The following is an 18,233-nucleotide window of genomic DNA, read 5'->3' as shown; positions in this document are numbered from 1 at the left end:
TGCCATTTTGCTCACACGAAAAAGCGGTAGCGGAAAACCGGGCTGCGGCAAGAGTCCAGGCCAGCAAACCAGTATTTCAGATCATGATTTCATGGCATAAAACGTTGCAACCGGATAGAAATGTCAGTGGTTTGCGCAAAGTAGGACTGCCAGTAGGTCAGGCTTAGGCTTGACGGTGTGTCGGGGGGGGGCCGGCCTTTTTCGGCATATCTGGCATGGATGCGTTTGGGATCGGCTCGGCGGCGCGGTCAAGCCCCATCGCCGCTTTGCGGTGCGCCGCAGGCGCAGGGCTTGACGGCGGCGACGATCGCCGAGCCATCATCCTGCTGCCAGAAATGCCGGCCGCATCGGGTCTTCAAGTCGGGGGCAAACACCTGCGGTCAGTCGGCCGCGCAGGCACTGTCGGGTGGTCCGCCCTGCCGCTTGCGCCGGCCTGTCTTGCGGTAGCCGTTCTTCTCGCTGTTGGTCTTCACCCGAGGTGGAGGTCGGCTCTCCTGCATCTCCTTCACCTGGGCCAGCACCGCACTCAGCCGCTTGTTCTCCACAACGTCGGCCTGGGTGACCCGCTGGTCCTTGTCGAAGGCCCGATAAGACAAGGCCACCCCCTTCCATCGCACCTCCAGACGGCCATCGGCGAAGGCGTAGGTGTCGACATACTGGCCAACCAGCCCCCGCGTCAGCTCCGTCTCCTCCAGCATGATCAGCTTGCGCTCGTAGGACAGCGTCAGCTGCTGCCCGACATGGCGCTGTTCGCGCCAGCACAGCACCTGGCGCAGCCGATCCGGCGCGATGTTCAACGGCCGGTGCAGATCGTCCGGCCGGGAAGGGGGCAGGGCAAAGCGGGCGTTGAAGCGCTCGACGAAGCCGGGCAGGAAGGCGTTGCCCGCCTCGATGCCGGTGATGCCGGCCAGCCGCAACTCCTTCACCAGCCGGTCCTGCAGCGTCCGGTTCACCCGCTCGACCCGCCCTTTGGCTTGGCTGGAGTTGGCACACAGGATCTCGATGTTCAATTCCGCCAAGGCCCGGCCGAACTGCGTCATGCCCTGGCCACCCTTCGCCTCGCGCTGTGGAACCCGGAACACCGTGGCTTTGTCCGAGTAGAAGGCCAACGGCCGGCCATGGGCGTTCAGATAGCCCTCCAGCGCCTCGAAGTAGGAAAAGGCGCTCTCCGATTGAGCGAAGCGAAGCTGCATCAACTGGCCTGTCGCATCGTCGATGAACACCAGAAGCGTGCAGGGATCGGCGCGATCCTCGAACCAGCGGTGCTCGCTGCCGTCGATCTGGATCAACTCGCCGAACCGCTCGCGGCGCAGCCGGGGAGGGTGGAACTGCCGGCGCTGCCGACGCGACAACCACAGACCAGCGTCCGTCATCCACTGGCGCAACGTCTCGCGCGAGACCGTCAGCCCATGCTTGTCCCGCAGCAGTTCCGCCGCCAGGGTCGGGCCGAAATCGCCATACCGGCTGCGAACCAACTCCAGCGCCCGCTCCCGCACATCATCGCCAAGCCGCCGGTTCGATGGACGGCCGCGCCCCCGGTGAACCAAAGCACCGCCGCCACCGGCCTTGTAGCGCGCCAGAAGCCGCCACACCTGACGCTCGCTCAAAGCCAGAACCGACGCCGCCGATCCGATCCCACGGCGACCGCTCAGCACCTCGCCGAGAACCTCGACCCGTTGCAAGTCCCGTTCGCTCATCGTGATCCAGCCCATCGCCAGCCTCCCAGCCGTCGAAAACCGGATGGAAGACTGACACTTCTATGTTGCGCTGGACTGACATTCTAGCTTTGCGCCTACATAAAAACGACACATAAGCGCGCTTATGGAAAACAGCCGCGCGCCCGCTCCGGCCGCTCATTCCCCGGCGGGGTTCACCACCGCCTGCCCGCGGGAGATGTCGGCGACCAGCCGGATGAACGCGTCGGCCCGGTCGCGGGGAAGCGTGACGTGAAGCCGGACCCCGTCGGGGGTGAAGCCCGTCGTCTCCACCTGCGTGCCGGGAAAGCCGCCGAGGCTGGAGCGGATGCGCGCCTCGTCGGCGAAGGCGCAGGCGACCGCCAGGGTGGCGTAGTCGACGATGGGCTCGCGCGCCGCCGCCTTCAGGCAGCTGGCCGCCGTGCCGCCATAGGCGCGCACCAGCCCGCCCGCCCCCAGCAGGATGCCGCCGAACCAGCGGCTGACCACCACCGCCACACGGTCCAGCTCCTGCCCCTCGATGGCCTGCAGGATCGGCCGCCCGGCCGTCCCGCCCGGCTCGCCGTCGTCGCTGAAGCGATAGACGTCGCCGACCCGCAAGGCCCAGCAATTGTGGCCGGCGTCGGGCATGCTGTGCCCGGCGATGAAGCGGCGCGCCTCCTCCTCGCTGCCGGCCGGGGCGGCCTGGGCCAGGAAGCGGCTCTTCTTGATCTCCTGCTCGAACCGTTCGGTCCTGACGAGGGTGAACATCGGCCGCCTACCCATGCGCTGCGGCCTTCATTCCGGCCGCTCTTGCTGTTCGAGATACTGCGTGATGATCGACAGTGGAGCGCCACCACCCGAAACGATGCAGTAGGACCGCGACCACAAGACAGGCTCACGATAGACGCTCGCCAGATGGTCGGCGAACTCCTTGCGCACCAGTCTGGAGGTGGTGGTCTTCAGGTTGTTGACGAAGTTCGACAACTCGAGGTTTGGTGGGAGAGCGATCAGAAAGTGAACATAATCGGGTTCGCCAATCATCTCTAACAGCGTCCCACCCCACCCGTCGCACCGGGCAGCGGCAATCTCGCGTACCCGGTCGAGCATGGGCGCGGAGAGGCAACGCCGCCGATCGTTGGTAACAAGAACCAAGTGATACAGAAGAGCATAAACGCAATGATTCAGTTTGGAAAATTTGTTATTCTCACTCATGTAACCAAGTTATGGTGGTTCCATGCCACCCGTCAATCGCCGTGTCACATACAAGCTTTATCCATCCGTTCGGCAGGCGGTCGCACTGGAGCGTGTCTGCGACCTTCACCGCGCGCTGTACAACGCGGCGCTGGAGGAGCGGATCGAGGCGCACCGCAAGGCTGGGTTGTCGATCCGCTTCGCGGACCAGTGCAAAAGTCTGACCGTGGTCCGGCGTGAGTGCCCTGAGTATCTCGCGCTGAACGCACAGTCAGCGCAGGTCACGCTCAAGCGGCTGGACAAGGCGTTTGCGGCGTTCTTCCGGCGCGTGCGGGCGGGGCAGACGCCCGGCTTCCCGCGCTTCAAGGGCGAAGACCGCTTCCCCGGCTTCGGCTTCAAGACGCACGGCGACGGCTTCAGCTTCAAGCCGGGTGACAATTGGCGTCATGGCCGCTTGCGCCTATCCGGCATTGGCACGATGGAGGCGCGCGGGGAAGCGCGTACGCCCGGCCGGATCGTCTGCGCCGACGTGCAGCGCAAGGCCGACGGCTGGTTCCTGTCCCTGGTTGTGGAGTGCGAGCCGCACCGGGAGCGGTCAGCGGATCGGGACTGCGGGCTGGATTGGGGCGTTGAGACCTTCGCCACGCTGGCCTATGGGCCAGACGCGTTCGCCGCGATCCCGAACGATCGCCATCTGAACGCCGAAGCGGACGCCATCAAGGAACGGCAACGCGACCTATCCAAGGCGTTGCGGGGCAAGCGGTCGAAGCGCGCGGCCAGAGCCCGCTGCCTTATAGCGAAGCGGCACCGCAAGGTTGCCAACCGGCGCAAGAATTTCCTGCACCAGACCACGGCCCGTCTGGTGCGCGACCACAAGACCATCGTGACCGAGGCGTTGACTGTCAAGACCATGGCGGCAACGGCCAGGGGCACGGAAGAAGCGCCCGGCAAACATGTGAAGCAGAAGGCCGGTCTGAACCGAGCCATTCTCGACACGGCCCCGGGTTCGTTCATTGCGATGCTCGCATACAAAGCGGAAGAAGCTGGGTGCGAGTTGATCATGCTCAACACGCAAAAGTGCAGGCCAAGTCAGACCGATCCGTTTAGCGGAGACGTCTTGAAGAAGCCACTGTCGCAACGCACGCACACCTTGGCTGATGGCCGGGTGATCGGGCGCGACGAAGCAGCGGCTTTGGTGATGCTGCGTGTCGGATTGAAGCAGCTTGGTCGGGAACCGACCTGGGCCGTGAGGTCCGAAACTCCAACCACGGCTGCTTAGGCTTGGCTGGGGGCGTTCATAGCACGAAGTCGAAGGCGGAGAAGCTGTAGTTGGCGATGTTGACCTGGACGCGGAAATCGGCCGCCCCGTCGCCGTTCACGTCGCCCTCGATCAGCGTCACGGCGCCGGAGGCCTGATAGCGCAGCTGGCCGGCCGCGCTGAAGCCGGCGGTGCCGATGAAGGTGAAGGCGTCGTTGTCGGTGGTGCCGGCGATGGCGTCGATCTCCGACACGTCGATGCGGTCGCCTTCGGCGCCGACGGTGGCATAGCTGGCCAGCCCCTGCAGCGCCTCCGCCGCCACGACGGCGCCGTTGAAGGTGAGGATGACGTCGGGGGCGGCCAGGGTGGATTCGGTCAGGTTGCGGATGGAGAAGACGTCCGCTCCGGCGCCGCCGTCCATCAGGTCGGCGCCATAGCCGCCGATCAGCGTGTCGCTGCCGTTGCCGCCCAGCAGCACGTCCTCGTAGGTCGTCGTCGTGTCGCTGGCGTTGACGGAGATCTCGTGGCTGCGGTCGGAATAGACGTCGCCGAACATCACGTCGTCGCCGTTGCCGCCGCGCAGCATGTCGCTGCCCAGCCCGCCATAGAGCGTGTCGTTGTCGCCGCCGCCGTCCAGCCAGTCGTTGCCGGCCCCGGCGTCGAGCCAGTCGTTGCCGTCCTCGCCCAGCAGGGTGTCGTTGCCAACGACGTCGATGACGTCGCCGCGCATCAGGTCGTTGCCCACCCCGCCGAACATCAGGTCGTTGCCCGCCCCGCCCTCCAGCTGGTCGGCGCCGTCGCCGCCCAGCAGGACGTCGTTGCCGGCATTGCCGAACAGCGTGTCGTTGCCGGTCAGCCCGGCGATGGTGTCGTTGCCGCCGCCGCCGCCGATGGCGTCGCCCATGATCCCGCCGACCAGATAGTCGTTGCCGGTGGAGGCCGAGGACGAGACGGTCAGCCCGGTCAGCGAGGGCTGGGAGAAGCTGAGCAGCGACCCCACCGGATAGACCCCGTCGGTGGCCTGCAGCATCTCGATCCCGCTCAGCGTGTCGGTGCCGTCGGGCCCGCTGACCAGCAGGTTGCCGTTGGCATCGATGGACAGCGAATAGGAGGCGAGCGCCCCGGTCAACACGAAGGTATCGATGCCGCCCAGCCCGTCCACCGCGTCGGTGATCGGGTTGCCCAATGCATCGAAGGCGGCGCTGCCGCTCAGCGTGTCGTTGCCGGTCGTGCCGGTCACCACCACCGGTGCCCCCACCGGTGCTCCCAATGGCGCACCCTGCCTGGACAGCGCATCCGCCGCCCAGGCGGGAGCCGCAGCCTGCAGGGGCGGCGACCGCAGCGGCCGGCCCTCGTTCCGCCCGAAGACGAGGTAATGGAGCTTGGCCGCGGCGGCGTCGCCGCCGGTCGCCGCCGCCACATCGGCGTTGGCCGCCAGATAGGCCGCCGCGTCGAAGGTGACGCCGCGCCCCTCGCTCCGCCCGAAGCTCAGGTAATGGAGGGTCGCGGCCCGACTGTCGGTGCCAAAGGCGGCGATCAGGTCAGGGTAGGAGGCGAGATAGCCCAGCGCGTCGAAGCCGGTCGTCCGCCCTTCGCGGGCGCCATAGACCAGATAATGCTGCCGGGCGGCCTCGGCATCGACGCCGACCGCCGCCAGCACGTCCGGGTTGACGGCCAGATAGCCCAGCCCGTCGAAGCCGCCGAGGCTGCGTCCCTCGTTCCGGCCGTTCCAGGCGTAATGGGCCGCCGCAGCGATGGTGTTGTCGCCGAAGGCGACGGCAAGGTCGCGGTTGGCCGCGAGATAGCTGCGCGCGTCGAAGGCGAAGGCCGAGGGCGCGGCGGTGCGGCCGTCGATGGTCAGCAGCTCGACGTCGGTCAGCATATCGACGCTGCGGCTCGACACCACGGCATAGCGCCGGCCGCTGCCGTCGAGCGCCACCACCACCGGCGTCTCCGCCCGATAGCTGCCGCCCTGCAGGGCATAGCGGCGCGGATCCGCGGTGTAGATGGCGCGGTCGGTGCCGGCGCCGCCGTCGAAGCTGCGCCCGCCGGGGACGCCCAGATAGACGCTGTCGTTGCCGTCAGCCCCGACGAAACCGTCGATCTGCTGGAAGGCGCGGGCGCCGAGCCGGTCGAGCGTCCCGCCGGTCAGCGGAACGTTCAGCCCCTCGATCCGGTAGCGCAGGGTGCCGGCCGGGTCGCGGTCGGTCAGGCCGGTGAAGCGGACGCTCGCCGCCGCCCCGCTGCCGGCGGCGGCATAGTCGAGCGTGGCGGCATGCGCCCGGCCGGCGACGGTGCGGGTGACGGTCTGGCTGCCGGTCCCGGCGGCGATGGAGGCGGCGTCCGGCAGGGTGGTGAAGGCGTCGGCGACGAACCCGTTCGCCAGCCGGGACTCGTCCATATCGAGGGCGAAGCCCTGCCCCGCCACCAGCCGCGCCATGCACGCCCCCCAACAGTCCCTAACCGCTCGCAAGGCCCCGCCCGCCGGATCCGGGCGGGGTCCAGGCTGATCGGATCAACCGGTCAGATGACCCGGTCAGATGACCTGGAGATAGGCCGGGTCGAGCGCGCCGTGGCGGAACGGGATCCAGTCCTTGTGGTCGGCGCGGTACTGCAGGCCGTAGGGGTTCTTGAAGAAGATCTTCTGCAGCGGCTGGCCGCCTTCGGCGCGGGTGCGCTCCAGGTCGATCAGCGGCGAGGAGGCGAACACCTTCTCCCACAGCTCGGTGTTGTCCACCTCGCGGCCGGCGTTCTTCACATAGTCGCGCGCGGTGTCGCTGAGCTGCCAAGCCTCTTCGACCATCGCGTAATAGTCCACAGTACCCTCGGCCATGGCCTTCGAACTCCAACCAGCGTTGCACAGAGTTTCCGCTCACATAGCGCATTTCCGGCGGCAAAGGAACCACCTGCGCGCCGCAGCGGTCGAGCGCGGCCGGCCCCCGCCGGCTACGCCCGTAAGACGATGTTAGCGAAGGCGCCGGAAGGCCCCGTTCTTCAAGGTGGCGATATAAGGCGCTATTCGGGCACCAGAAGCGCCAGTACTTCTGATGCCCGAATGCATTATGTTCTTTATATGTTCTGAATTGGCATGGCAGCATGCCAGACGGCTGAAATAACCCAGGCGTGCCGACATCGTGCTGATCCACAAGGGCTTCCGCTACCGCGCCTATCCCAGCCCGGCCGCTCAGGCCATGCTGGCGCGTTGGTTCGGCTGCGCCCGCGTGGTCCACAACCTCGGCCTCGATCAGCACCGCATGTTCTCCCGCAAGGGCCGTTCCTTCGGCTACACCAAGCAGACCGCTGACCTGCCGACGCTCAAGGCCGAGTTCCCCTGGCTCGCCGAATGCTTCAGCCAGTGCCTCCAGCAGGCCCTCAAAGACCTCGACCACGCCTTCCAGTGCTTCTTCACGGGCCAAGGCGGCTACCCCCGGCCCTGGAAGAAGTTCGAGGATGACAGCCTGCGCTTCCCGCAGATGACCCGCACCGACGCCAAGACCGGCGAAGTCGTGGACATGGTCGCGCTGACGCGCGACGGCATCCACTTTCCCGGCGGCCTCGGCTTCATCCCGGTTTGCTTCCACCGGCCGCTGGAGGGTACGCCCAAGCACATCACCCTGCAGCGCCAGGGGCTTACCTGGTGGGTGTCGGTGTGCTGCGAGATTGAGGTCACCACGCCGCGACCACTCGGCCACGACACGCTGCTCAAGGGCTTCACCGGCGTCGACTTCGGCGTGGCCAACGCCTACACGCGCGCCGACGGGCATGTCTACGCCGTGCCCGGTGAGACGGATGGCGAAGCCAAGCGGCGCTTGCGCCTGGAACGGCGTATCGCGCGGGCAGTCGAAGCCCGCAAGGCGTACGGTCGGATCAACCGGTCGCGGCGGGAAATGAAACTGCGAGAGTCCTTGCGGGCGCTGGACCAGCGGGTCCGACGCCGACGGGACGACGCGTTGCACAAGATCACGAGCGACCTGGCCCAGAACCACGGCCTGATCGGCATCGAGGACTTGCGCATCGCGACCATGACGGCCAGTGCCCGCGGCTCGGCCGAAGCACCGGGCCGCAAGGTTGCCCAGAAGGCCGGGCTAAACCGTGGCCTTCTCGGCAACGCCTTCGGCAAATTCCGGCGCATGCTGACCTACAAGGCCGGCTGGTACGGAGCGGCGGTGGTGGCGATCAACCCGGCTCGGACGAGCCAGACCTGCTCGGAATGCCATCGGCACCCGAAGGACAGCCCGGAGACGGCGCATTTGTCGCATGGCCGGATCAACCAGGCCGAGTTTGCCTGCCCGCTGTGTGGCTTTGCGTGTCATGCCGATGTGAACGCGGCGCGTAATATCGAGCGGCTGGCGACGCGGGAGTTCATACGCCGAGTGGATAGCGGAGAGTCCGCGGCCAAGCCGGCGCCGGCGAAGCGAAAGAAGACACTGTCCGGGCTCTCAGCGAAGCCGAAGGCTTCGCCTGACGCCTCTCGGACGCGAGATCAAGATCCTGCCGGAGGACGTCCGGTGGCAGCGCGGGGAGCCCGAGGCGTGGGCCAGGCGAAGAACCGCGACGTCTCCGTCAGCCGTAAGGCTGGCTGAGAGAAGCCCCTCCTTTCAGGAGGGGAGAAGTCACGGACGGTCCGTCGCCGCTCCGTCGATGGCCCGCCCGTCGATCATAGGCGCCGGCAGGGCGGCGGCCGGCCGCGTCTTGCGCAGCGGGGCGGCCAGCTTCTCCCACGACCGGGTGCGCAGCAGCCGGCCGGCCACCCCCAGCCCGACCGCCAGCAGACCGGTCAGGCTGATCGCCGCCCCCACCGGCCCGCCGACCAGCAGGCCGGCCAGACCGGCCGCCCCGGCCAGCAGCGCGCGCAGGCCGATGGTCAGCGCCACCGCTCCGGTCCCCGGCGCCAGCCGCGGCAGCAGCACCAGCAGAAGCCCGCAATCGACCGCGGTGCGCAGGCTCCAGGCCACGGCGGCGCCGACCGCGCCATAGCGCTCGGCCAGCAGCCACAGCACGCCCAGATAGACCGGCAGCTCGGCCATCTGCAGCCTTGCGGTCACGTCGACGCGGCCGACGCTCTGGATCAGGGTGTTGGGCACATAGGCGGTGGCGTTGAAGAAGACGCCCAGCATCAGGATCGACAGCACCGATGCGCTGTTGGCGGCGAAGGCCGGCCCCAGCCACAGCTCCAGCGCCGTCTCGCCGCCGACGATGGTGGCGGCCTGCATGACCAGGAACACCGCCAGCGTCAGGTGGCCGCCGGCGTCCAGGATGCGGCCCAGCGCCGGCGGATCGCGCCGGAACAGGCTGGAGGCCAGCGGGAACAGCGCCAGCGACAGCGCGCCGGGGATCACCATCAGCCGCGACAAGAGCTCGAACGGCGTCGTGTAGAAGGCGACCATCGCCGCCGGTACAAGGCTGAGCAGGATGAAGCGGTCGGCATAGAGCATCGCCGGGCCGACCAGATTGTTCAGCATCATCCAGGCGCTCATGGTGAACAGCCCGCGCAAGGATGGCCGGCCCCAGCGGCCGGGCCGCAGCAGGTCCGGCAGCTGCCGCACCGCCAGGATGCCGTAGCCGACCAGCCCGATGAAGCGCCCCACCGCGATGGCGGCGATCACCGGCACCAGGCTCTGGCTGAAGGGCAGCACGCAGAGCGGGCTCAGGTAATTCAGCACCCCCACCGTCATCCGCACCAGGCTGATCGGGCGGAAACGCTGGTGCGCCTCCAGCACGCCGCGCAGCCCGGCGGAGACCAGCGCGATCGGCACGATGGCCGCGGCCACCAGCAGGCTGTTGCGGATCTCCTCCGGCGAGGTGCCGGTCTCCAGCTGGAAACGGTCGGCCAGCAGCCCGGCGCCCAGCGCCACCACCCCGCCGGTCAGCAGGCCGATGGCCCCCATCAGCGCGATGGCCGGCCCGGCGATGCCCGCCGTGTTCGCAGAGCTGTTCGCAGAGCTGTCGGCGGAGCCGCTGGCATGCTCCGCCCCATGCCCGATCCGGTCGGCGACGACCTGGACCAGCGACCGTCCCAGCCCGAGGTCCAGCACGCCCAGATAGCCGAGCAGCGCCCAGATCAGGGTCAGCGCGCCGAAGCGCTCCATCCCGACGGCGGAGATGAGCCACGGAATCGACAGCAGGGCCGCCGCCATGGGCAGCCCCTCGCCAAGCAGATTCCAGAGCGTGTTGCGAAGCAAAATCGAAGGTCCGTACGCGAAACACTGTGGAGCGGCGTTCGGGATGACCCGACCCCGGCCATGCGGCTCTTCAGCCGTTGGACCTAGGCCTATGCCGTCCTGACGACGCCATTGTTATCCGTCCATCCTGTCCAAAACGCTAACGGAATCGCTTGGGCGAAACGGTCTGGACCCTAATCTTCCGTCAGGACAGAGCCCGCTCCAGCGCCGCGGCGACCCGGTCGACATCGCCGTCGGCCATGGCCGGGAACAGCGGCAGCGACAGCGTGTGGGCATAATGGGCCATGGCGCCGGGCAGGGCGAGGTCGCCATAGCGGCGGCGCCAGTAGGGTTGGCGATGGACCGGGATATAGTGCACCTGGGTGCCGACGCCCAGGGCGCGCAGGGCCGCCATCACGGCAGACCGGCTCCGCCCCGCGGCATCGAAATCGATGCGGGCGGCGCACAGGTGCCAGGCCGGCCGGCACCAGGGAACCAGGGCCGGCGGCCGCACCAGCGGGGCCAGCGGCGCCAGCCGCTCCGCATAGAGCGCCATCAGCCGCGCCCGCCGGTCGACGAAGCGGTCGAGCCGGCCGAGCTGGCTCAGCACCAGCGCCGCGTGGATGTCGGACAGGCGATGGTTGAAGCCGGGCTCCGCCATCTCATAGTACCAGGGGTTGGCCTTCCCCTCCGCATCCAGCGCGGCCTCGGGATCGGCGAAGCCCTCGCCCTCCTGCGGCTCGCGCATCATGCCGTGGTTGCACAGGCGCCGCACCCGCGCCATCAGCGACGGGTCGCTGCCGGTGACCGCCCCGCCCTCCCCCGCCGCGATGGTCTTGACCGGGTGGAAGGAGAAGACGGTCAGCGACCCCGCCTCCACCTCCGGACGGCCGGCGCCGACCGGTGTCTCGCCGCCTCCCGACACATCCACCGTGCCGACGGCGTGGCAGGCGTCCTCGACCAGCGCCAGCCCCTCGGCCTGCGCGAGCCCGGCCAGTCCGTCCATCGGGGCCGTCTGCCCGGCGTAATGGACGGGGGCGAGCGCGCGGACGCGCCAGCCGGCCTTGGCCGCGCGGGCGATGGCGGCCTCGGCCTCGGCGACGCCCATCAGGCCGCTGTCGGGATCGACGTCGGCGAAGGCGACCTCGGCCCCGGCATGGCGGGCGGCCGATGCGGTGGCGAGGAAGGTGTTGGACGGCACCACCACCGCGTCGCCCGGCCCGATGCCGAGCGCGGCATAGGCCAGCCGCAGCGCCGCGGTGCCGTTGGCGCAGGCGACCGCCTCGGCCGCCCCGACCCGCGCGGCCAACGCCCGCTCGAAGCCGGCAACCGCCGGCCCCTGGGTCAGCCAGTCGCCGCGCAGCACCGCCGCCACCGCGGCGATGTCGTCCTCCTCCACCGACTGGCGGCCATAGGGGAGGAAGGCCAGATCCACCGGCAGGGGATCCGCCATCAGGGCGCTTCCGTCAGCAGGCGGCGCAGCCGCTCGCCGTCCAGCCAGTCGTCGTTGCCGTCGCTGGCATAGCGGAAGCCGTCGGCCACCGGGCGGGCGTTCAGCCGCTCGTACGGCGCATGCTGCCAGAAGGTGAAGGCCGGCTCGATGACGTAGCGGTCGGCCAGCTCGTAGGTCTGGCGGGAATCGTCCTCGGTGATCATCACCTCATGCAGCTTCTCGCCCGGCCGGATGCCGACGATCTTCTGCGGCAGGTCCGGCGCCATGGCGCGGGCGAGGTCGGCGATGCGCATGCTGGGGATCTTCGGCACGAAGATCTCGCCGCCCTGCATCATGGCGAAGCAGGACAGCACGAAATCGACGCCATGCTGCAGGGTGATCCAGAAGCGGGTCATCCGTTCGTCGGTGAGCGGCAGATGGTCGGCCCCCTCGGCGATCATCTTGCGGAACAGCGGCACGACGCTGCCGCGCGACCCCACCACATTGCCGTAGCGCACCACCGCGAAGCGGGTGTCGAGCGTGCCCGACAGGTTGTTGGCGGCGATGAAGATCTTGTCCGATGCCAGCTTGCTGGCGCCGTAGAGGTTGATCGGGTTGGCCGCCTTGTCGGTCGACAGCGCGACGACACGCCGCACCCCCGCCGACAGCGCCGCCCGCACCACATTCTCCGCCCCGTAGACGTTGGTGTTGATGCACTCCATCGGGTTGTATTCGGCGGCCGGCACATGCTTCAGCGCCGCGGCATGGACGCAGAAATCGACCCCGCGCATCGCCAGCTTCAGCCGTTCGCAATCGCGCACGTCGCCGATGAAATAGCGCAGCGTCGGCGCCCAGTCCGCCGGCATGTGCTGCTGCATCTCGTACTGCTTGAATTCGTCGCGGGAGAAGATGATGACCCGGCGCGGTCTGGCGTGCCGCATCACCGTCTCGACGAAGCGGCGGCCGAAGGATCCGGTCCCCCCCGTCACCAGGACCGAGCGGCCGTCCAGCATGCGCAACCCCGCCTCCAGACCTCCGTCCGCCCCGTCCGGGGTCCATGCCTCGGGTCCGCTGGCCCTGCTGGAATGTGTGGTCACCGCCGGTTCCATCCGTTGAAGGTCCGCATCGCTCGAAACCGCCGGCTACGGTCGGGATCGAAATGAACCCCGACCGTAACCGGTGCTTTCTGACGATCGGGTTAATTCACTCCGTCCCCCGGCGCAAGGCCCCCGGCGGATGGGGTGGGCGGCAGCCTCCCCGCCTGCACGTCCTCCAGCAGGCGGATCTGCGCCGGCAGGCAGACGGTGGCGAGGTCGAAGCGCTCCACCGCCGTCCGCCGGGCTGCGGCCGACAGGGCGGCGCGCAGATCCGGGTCGTCCAGCGCCGTCTCCACCCGGTCGGCGAGCGCCAGCGGATCGAAGAAGTCCGTCAGCAGCCCGTTCACCCCGTCCTCGATCACCTCGGCGACCGGCGGCGTGTCGGACCCGACGATGACGGCGCCGCAGGCCATCGCCTCCAGCATCGACCAGGACAGGACGAAGGGGAAGGTCAGGTAGATGTGGGCGCGCGAGACGCGCAGGACCGACAGGTAGTCCTCATAGGGCAGCTTGCCCAGCACATGCAGCCGCGACGCCTCATGCCGTGGGTTGCCGGCGGCGTCCAGCATCGTCTCCCGCCACATCGTCTCGCGCCAGCTGCCGCCGCCTTCCGGCGGCGCGCCATAGCTGACCTCGTCGCCGCCCACCACCAGGATCTGCAGCTTCGGCCGGCGCCGCAGAAGCTCCGCCGCCGCCCGCATGAAGGTGGGAAAGCCGCGGTAGGGCTCCAGGTTGCGGGCGACATAGGTCACCACCTCGTCCTCGCGCGACAGGGTCCGGCCGTCGGGCAGAGTGACGGTGGCGGCCGGATCCGGTCGGCAGACCGCGGTGTCGACCCCGTCATGGATCACCGAGATGCGCGGGCGGAACACGTCGGGATGCTGGCGCCGCTGCCACTCCGTCGGGCTGACGCCCCAGTCCATCGCCTCCAGCCCGGCCAGCAGCGAGGCGTTCTTGGTGCGGATGCGGCAGCGCGTCTCCAGCGTCACCGGCCGCTCCGGGTCGAAGCCGACGTCCGACCCGTCGGCCCGATAGAAGAACTCGCAATAGAGCAGCAGGCGGGCGTCCGGGAACAGGTCCTTCAGGAACAGTGCCTCGCCCCAGCCGGGATGGGCGCAGATCACGTCGGGGGTGAAGCCCGCCTTCTGCAGGGCCAGCCCGGCCCGCACCGCGCCCTGCCCGTGCAGGACCTGCCCCTCGAACATGCGGATATAGGGGTGGGTGCCCTCCCCCGGCTCGCGCGTCGGCCGGTAGAGCGCCATCTGCACGCCCTTCGGCAGCTCGCGCCGGACCTTGCCGATGAAGGCGACCTGATGGGCCGGGTCGGCCGCGAAATGGCGGACGAGATGCTTGTACTGGCCAGGGGTGTTCTGGTGGACGAACAGGATCCGCATGGAAAAGCAATGTCCGGACGACGGAGAAACGGGGCGACAGCCTGCAACCATCCGGCGGCGCTGTCGATGCATAAGACCATGTCCGGCCCCGGGAGCCGGAGCGCGGCTTTCCCAAGTCCTATAAGGATCCGTTCCGCCCCTGCCGCCTTGCGCCTATAAGCTCTTGTGCCCGCCGGCGATGCCCGGCCCATCGCGCGACGGAGCGCCGACTCTCCTTGTCCAGCCCATCCCCGTCCACCACCATCCCGTCCTCCCTGCCCTCCTCCCCCTGGCGCTTCCTGTGGATGTTCGTGCGCGAGCGTTTCCTCGGCCGCGCCATCCTGCTGAACCTCGCCGCCGCCGGCGGGATCGGGCTGATGGGGATGGAGCCGGTGGCGATGCGCGGGCTGGTCGACGCGCTCGCCGGGATATCGGGGGGCGGGATATCGGGGAGCCCGCCTAGCGGCTCTCCCGCCTGGACGGCGGAGGTGATGCGCTGGTTCCTGCTGCTGGGCGGGCTGTGGATCGCGTCCGCCCTGTTCAACCGCCTGCGCGAGCTGGTGGACCTCCACACCTCCCCGGCGCTGCGCCATGCCATCCAGGTCCGGCTGTTCGACCACCTGATCGACCATTCGCCGCGCTACTTCCAGGACAATTTCGCCGGCAACCTGGGCCAGAAGGTCAAGCAGGCCGGGCAGAGCGCCATCCAGATCCTGGAAATCCTGACCAACGACATCATCCGCATCGTCGTCATCCTCGCCATCGGCCTGACCCTGCTGGCCTCGGCCCAGACCCTGTTCGCCGGGCTGCTGGTCGGCTGGACCGCCGCGCACCTGACCCTGTCGGCCCTGCTGGCCCGGCGCTGCCTGCGGCTGTCGCACGCCTTCTCCGAAGAGGTGTCCTCGACCACCGGCCGCATGGTCGACGTCATCGCCAATGCCGAGCTGGTGCGCGCCTTTGCCCGCCGCCGCCAGGAGCTGGCCGGCCTGTCCGACGCGCTGACCGGCGAGATCGACCGCTCCAAGGAGCTGCGCTGGTTCCTGACCAAGATGTGGTTCTGGCTGTTCAACGCCCTGCTGGTCTTCCAGATCACCCTGATCGGCATCGCCGTGTCGGAGGCGACGGCCGGCCGCATGAGCGTCGGCGACTTTGCCATGGTCTTCTCGCTGGCCAGCATCGTCGGCGCCAATGTCTGGGGCCTGTCGACGCGCATGCTGGGCTTCTTCGAACAGCTGGGCATCCTGTCCGGCGCCCTGGAGCTGATCGTCCGCCCGCACGAGATCCCGGATCCGCCCGGCCGCCCCGAACTGGCCGTCACCGCAGGCGCCATCCGCTTCGAGGATGTCCGCTTCGCCCATCCCGGCGGCGGCGCCGTCTTCGACGGCCTGTCGCTGACCATCCGGCCGGGGGAACGGGTGGCGCTGGTCGGCCCGTCGGGGGCGGGCAAAAGCACGCTGGTCCGGCTGCTGCGCCGGCAGTTCCCCGTGCAGGGCGGCCGCATCCTGATCGACGGCCAGGACATCGCCGCGGTCAGCCTCGCCTCGCTCAACCGCGCGGTGGCCGAGGTGCCGCAGCTGCCCAGCCTGTTCCACCGCTCCATCCGCGACAACATCGCCTATGGCAGCGAGGGGGCCAGCGACGAGGCCATCCGCGCGGCCTCCGTCCGCGCCCATTGCGACCGCTTCATCGAGGGGCGCGCCGGCGGCTACGACACCGTGGTGGGGGAGCGCGGCATCCAGCTGTCGGGCGGCGAGCGCCAGCGGGTGGCCATCGCCCGCGCCTTCCTGAAGGACGCGCCGATCCTGGTGCTGGACGAGGCGACCTCCTCGCTCGACTCCGAGACGGAGCATCTGATCCAGGACGCCCTGCTCGGCCTGTTCGAGGGCCGCACGGTGATCGCCATCGCCCACCGGCTGTCGACCGTCACCGGCATGGACCGCATCCTCTATATGGAAGCCGGCCGGATCCTGGAGGACGGCGACCATGCCACCCTGCTGCGCCGCGACGGACCCTATGCCCGGCTGTGGCGCCGGCAGGTCGGCGGCTTCCTGCCGGACGATGCCGGCTCCGCAAGCCTGGAGGAGGTGCGATGAGACGGCAAATCCGCTTGGGGATGCTGGGGATCTGCCCGGCCCTGCTGCTCGCCGCCAGCCTGTTGCTTCACATCCCGGAGGCCGCCGCCATGTCGCCACTGCCTTTCTTCCAGCAGGTCGAGCGCGTCGGCCTGCTCTGCGCGGTGGACGCCGAGGGCGGGCCGGCCGCCGATATCGGCGATGACGCGCTGTGTGGTCGCGCCGCGGCGGTGCTGTCGGGGCTGCTGGCCTCCGGCCCGGCGGTCACGGCGCTTGCCCCCAACGACGCCCGCATCGCCGATCCCGGCACTCTGCTGCTGCTGGTCCACGCCACGCTGCGGCCGGACGACGGGCAGGGTGACGGAAAGCGGCTTTTGTCGGTCGCCGCGACCCTCCAGCGCAGCGGCTCCGTCGGCGGCGCGCCCTTTTTCATGATGCCGCCCCAGGCCCTGGCGCTGTCCGGCACGCTGGACGAAAGTCTTTTGGAGCAGGCGCTCCGCTACCTGCTGACCCCGCTGGCCGGAGCGTTGCGCGCCAACCCATGAGGGGGCGGAGTTTGGAGTCTTGTCGCAGGGGGGAGGAAGGATCGGTAAGGTGCTCTTGCCCCCTCCCCGACCCTCCCCCTCTTCGAGGGAGAGGGTGCCTTATGCGAAGCGGCGGCAGTCCCCTCTCCCGCCTTAGTGGGGGAGGGTTAGGGAGGGGGCTGAAACTTTCCAGCCCCTACCGGCAAAGCTGCGCGAACTTGCGCTCCGGGATCGGCGGCGGCGAGGGGTGCAGCATCAGCCCCTGTTCCTCCACATCGACCCGCGCATCGGGATAGACCGCAAGCGCAAGCTGCAGAGCCTCGATGAACCGCTTCCTGAAATCGCGCAGGCGGCTGTATCCGGCGCCGAACTGCTCGAACACCGCCGGCCAGGTGATCGGGGTGGAGCGGTTCAGGCTGTGCAGCCGGTAGGCCAGCCAGATATAGATGTCGATGCTGGTGCTGTTGTTCTGGATGTGGCGCAGCGCCGGCTCCCAGATCGGCACCGGGTGGGCCTTCAGCTCGCGGAAGAAGGCCTCGGACAGCAGGACGCGGTCCTCCCACAGCGATCCCTGGCCCGGCTCCGCCCCGGCATTGGCCGAGAAATGGATGCCGCCCTTGACGATCGACCCCTTTTCGAAGCCGATGCTGTGGGCGTCCTCCCAGGCGAAGGTCAGGTTGCAGGCGGCGATGCGCGAGGCCTGCTCGCGGATGTCGCGGTAGGTCTGGCCGCCGACCGACAGGCCCATGCGGTCCAGCCATTCGTGCATGCTGCGGCCCAGCTCGACCTCGCGGCTGTCGGTCTGGATCGCCCGGGTCTGCAGATACAGCAGGATCATCCGCGCGCGGCTGCCGTACGGAACGCCGTAAAGCTTAAAGCCACCGTTGCGGATCGGCAGTCGTCCCGGCTCGATCAGCAAGCGGATCTTATGTCCGCGACGCTCCCACGGCTGGTCATCGGGAAGACGACGATGCGGAAGAGCCGTCAGCGCAAAACCCGAATAGGTGATGCCAAGCTCCTGCCGCTCCTCTTCGAGGACGGCAGCGGCGACATCGACTAGCGAACGCTGATCCGGATCGGTCTGGAGCGCCTTCGCCTGGTCACGTCCTAGCTGGGTGATCAGGGTGTGTATCTGTCCCATAGCGAGCTGACCTTGGCACGACTTTGCGAGGAACCCTATATCACGGCCGGTTAGTGCCAGCAATTTGGAGTCTTGTCGCTCAAACTATTTGTACGGTTATTTGATTCAGTTAATAGTTTGCGCGACAAGACTCCAGTAGAGAATCGCGAGTCGCGCGACAAAACTCCAGAACTCCCGCGACAAGACTCCAGCGGATAGTCCCGATTGCCTGTGGATTTTTCGCCGGACGCGACAAGACTCCAGGCGGGACATTTCGATTCGGCCCCGAATCGCTTCCGATTCGCTTATTTCCGAGTCGCGGAGCCGAA

The 18,233-nt window shown here is 68.5% G+C and carries 14 protein-coding genes; 4 read left to right on the top strand and 10 right to left on the bottom strand.

Annotated features, from left to right (window positions below; all coding sequences use genetic code 11):
• Positions 1-380: 380 nt before the first annotated feature.
• The 3 genes from B9N97_RS07395 to tnpA all read right to left on the bottom strand — a co-directional run bounded on the left by B9N97_RS07395 (position 381) and on the right by tnpA (position 2,888).
• Complete coding sequence (locus B9N97_RS07395; RefSeq protein ID WP_085084925.1) at positions 381-1,712, bottom strand: ISNCY family transposase; 1,332 nt, start codon at positions 1,710-1,712, stop codon at positions 381-383.
• A gap of 141 nt (positions 1,713-1,853) precedes the next feature.
• A complete protein-coding gene (locus B9N97_RS07390; RefSeq protein WP_085084923.1) occupies positions 1,854-2,444 on the bottom strand; it encodes an IMPACT family protein in 591 nt (196 codons plus the stop codon).
• Positions 2,445-2,471: 27 nt separating this feature from the next.
• On the bottom strand, positions 2,472-2,888 hold the full coding sequence (tnpA, locus tag B9N97_RS07385) for an IS200/IS605 family transposase (protein ID WP_085084921.1): 417 nt from the start codon (positions 2,886-2,888) through the stop codon (positions 2,472-2,474).
• Between the two features lie 22 nt (positions 2,889-2,910).
• Here tnpA and B9N97_RS07380 point away from each other — a divergent pair, with 22 nt between their 5' ends.
• Positions 2,911-4,146, top strand: coding sequence for an RNA-guided endonuclease InsQ/TnpB family protein (locus tag B9N97_RS07380; RefSeq protein ID WP_085084919.1), 1,236 nt, complete (start codon positions 2,911-2,913; stop codon positions 4,144-4,146).
• A 16-nt stretch (positions 4,147-4,162) separates the two neighbouring features.
• On the opposite strand, the gene B9N97_RS07375 is transcribed toward B9N97_RS07380, so the two are convergent.
• Positions 4,163-6,565 carry a calcium-binding protein gene (locus B9N97_RS07375; RefSeq protein WP_085084917.1) on the bottom strand — a complete coding sequence of 801 codons (2,403 nt, stop codon included), beginning with the start codon at positions 6,563-6,565 and terminating at the stop codon, positions 4,163-4,165.
• Positions 6,566-6,661: 96 nt separating this feature from the next.
• Positions 6,662-6,958: a hypothetical protein gene (locus B9N97_RS07370; protein ID WP_044553747.1), complete on the bottom strand. Its 297-nt coding sequence runs from the start codon at positions 6,956-6,958 to the stop codon at positions 6,662-6,664.
• A gap of 301 nt (positions 6,959-7,259) precedes the next feature.
• Here B9N97_RS07370 and B9N97_RS07365 point away from each other — a divergent pair, with 301 nt between their 5' ends.
• A complete protein-coding gene (locus B9N97_RS07365) occupies positions 7,260-8,708 on the top strand; it encodes an RNA-guided endonuclease InsQ/TnpB family protein (RefSeq protein ID WP_085084915.1) in 1,449 nt (482 codons plus the stop codon).
• A gap of 30 nt (positions 8,709-8,738) precedes the next feature.
• On the opposite strand, the gene B9N97_RS07360 is transcribed toward B9N97_RS07365, so the two are convergent.
• From B9N97_RS07360 to B9N97_RS07345, 4 genes are all read right to left on the bottom strand, one after another.
• The gene (locus tag B9N97_RS07360) at positions 8,739-10,307 is read right to left on the bottom strand and encodes a flippase (RefSeq protein WP_143266487.1); all 1,569 of its coding nucleotides are present in this window, start codon (positions 10,305-10,307) and stop codon (positions 8,739-8,741) included.
• A gap of 184 nt (positions 10,308-10,491) precedes the next feature.
• On the bottom strand, positions 10,492-11,739 hold the full coding sequence (gene pseC, locus B9N97_RS07355; protein ID WP_085084913.1) for a UDP-4-amino-4,6-dideoxy-N-acetyl-beta-L-altrosamine transaminase: 1,248 nt from the start codon (positions 11,737-11,739) through the stop codon (positions 10,492-10,494).
• The gene (gene pseB / locus B9N97_RS07350) at positions 11,739-12,731 is read right to left on the bottom strand and encodes a UDP-N-acetylglucosamine 4,6-dehydratase (inverting) (RefSeq protein ID WP_244560598.1); all 993 of its coding nucleotides are present in this window, start codon (positions 12,729-12,731) and stop codon (positions 11,739-11,741) included. The genes pseC and pseB overlap by 1 nt, the downstream gene beginning before the upstream one ends.
• A gap of 185 nt (positions 12,732-12,916) precedes the next feature.
• Positions 12,917-14,209, bottom strand: coding sequence for a glycosyltransferase family 4 protein (locus tag B9N97_RS07345; protein ID WP_085084911.1), 1,293 nt, complete (start codon positions 14,207-14,209; stop codon positions 12,917-12,919).
• A 215-nt stretch (positions 14,210-14,424) separates the two neighbouring features.
• Between B9N97_RS07345 and B9N97_RS07340 the strand changes: the two genes are divergently transcribed.
• Complete coding sequence (locus tag B9N97_RS07340; RefSeq protein ID WP_085084909.1) at positions 14,425-16,281, top strand: ABC transporter ATP-binding protein; 1,857 nt, start codon at positions 14,425-14,427, stop codon at positions 16,279-16,281.
• Complete coding sequence (locus B9N97_RS07335) at positions 16,278-16,805, top strand: hypothetical protein (protein ID WP_244560597.1); 528 nt, start codon at positions 16,278-16,280, stop codon at positions 16,803-16,805. Before B9N97_RS07340 ends, B9N97_RS07335 begins: the two co-directional genes overlap by 4 nt.
• 175 nt (positions 16,806-16,980) lie before the next feature.
• On the opposite strand, the gene B9N97_RS07330 is transcribed toward B9N97_RS07335, so the two are convergent.
• A complete protein-coding gene (locus tag B9N97_RS07330) occupies positions 16,981-17,925 on the bottom strand; it encodes a replication protein RepA (protein WP_012978551.1) in 945 nt (314 codons plus the stop codon).
• Between the last annotated feature and the right edge of the window lie 308 nt (positions 17,926-18,233).

Source organism: Azospirillum oryzae (assembly GCF_900177515.1).
GTDB lineage: Bacteria > Pseudomonadota > Alphaproteobacteria > Azospirillales > Azospirillaceae > Azospirillum > Azospirillum oryzae_A.
The sequence above is the reverse complement of the archived record's forward strand: the minus strand, read 5'-3'. Positions and strand labels throughout refer to the sequence as shown.

Excerpts from the sequence above, each read along its gene's own strand:
- B9N97_RS07345 (WP_085084911.1), bottom strand. The coding sequence starts at position 14,209 with ATGCGGATCCTGTTCGTCCACCAGAACACCCCTGGCCAGTACAAGCAT.
- B9N97_RS07390 (WP_085084923.1), bottom strand. The coding sequence starts at position 2,444 with ATGTTCACCCTCGTCAGGACCGAACGGTTCGAGCAGGAGATCAAGAAG.
- B9N97_RS07330 (WP_012978551.1), bottom strand. The coding sequence starts at position 17,925 with ATGGGACAGATACACACCCTGATCACCCAGCTAGGACGTGACCAGGCG.
- B9N97_RS07395 (WP_085084925.1), bottom strand. The coding sequence starts at position 1,712 with ATGGGCTGGATCACGATGAGCGAACGGGACTTGCAACGGGTCGAGGTT.
- B9N97_RS07380 (WP_085084919.1), top strand. The coding sequence starts at position 2,911 with ATGCCACCCGTCAATCGCCGTGTCACATACAAGCTTTATCCATCCGTT.
- pseC (WP_085084913.1), bottom strand. The coding sequence starts at position 11,739 with ATGGCGGATCCCCTGCCGGTGGATCTGGCCTTCCTCCCCTATGGCCGC.
- tnpA (WP_085084921.1), bottom strand. The coding sequence starts at position 2,888 with ATGAGTGAGAATAACAAATTTTCCAAACTGAATCATTGCGTTTATGCT.
- pseB (WP_244560598.1), bottom strand. The coding sequence starts at position 12,731 with ATGCTGGACGGCCGCTCGGTCCTGGTGACGGGGGGGACCGGATCCTTC.
- B9N97_RS07335 (WP_244560597.1), top strand. The coding sequence starts at position 16,278 with ATGAGACGGCAAATCCGCTTGGGGATGCTGGGGATCTGCCCGGCCCTG.
- B9N97_RS07375 (WP_085084917.1), bottom strand. The coding sequence starts at position 6,565 with ATGGCGCGGCTGGTGGCGGGGCAGGGCTTCGCCCTCGATATGGACGAG.
- B9N97_RS07370 (WP_044553747.1), bottom strand. The coding sequence starts at position 6,958 with ATGGCCGAGGGTACTGTGGACTATTACGCGATGGTCGAAGAGGCTTGG.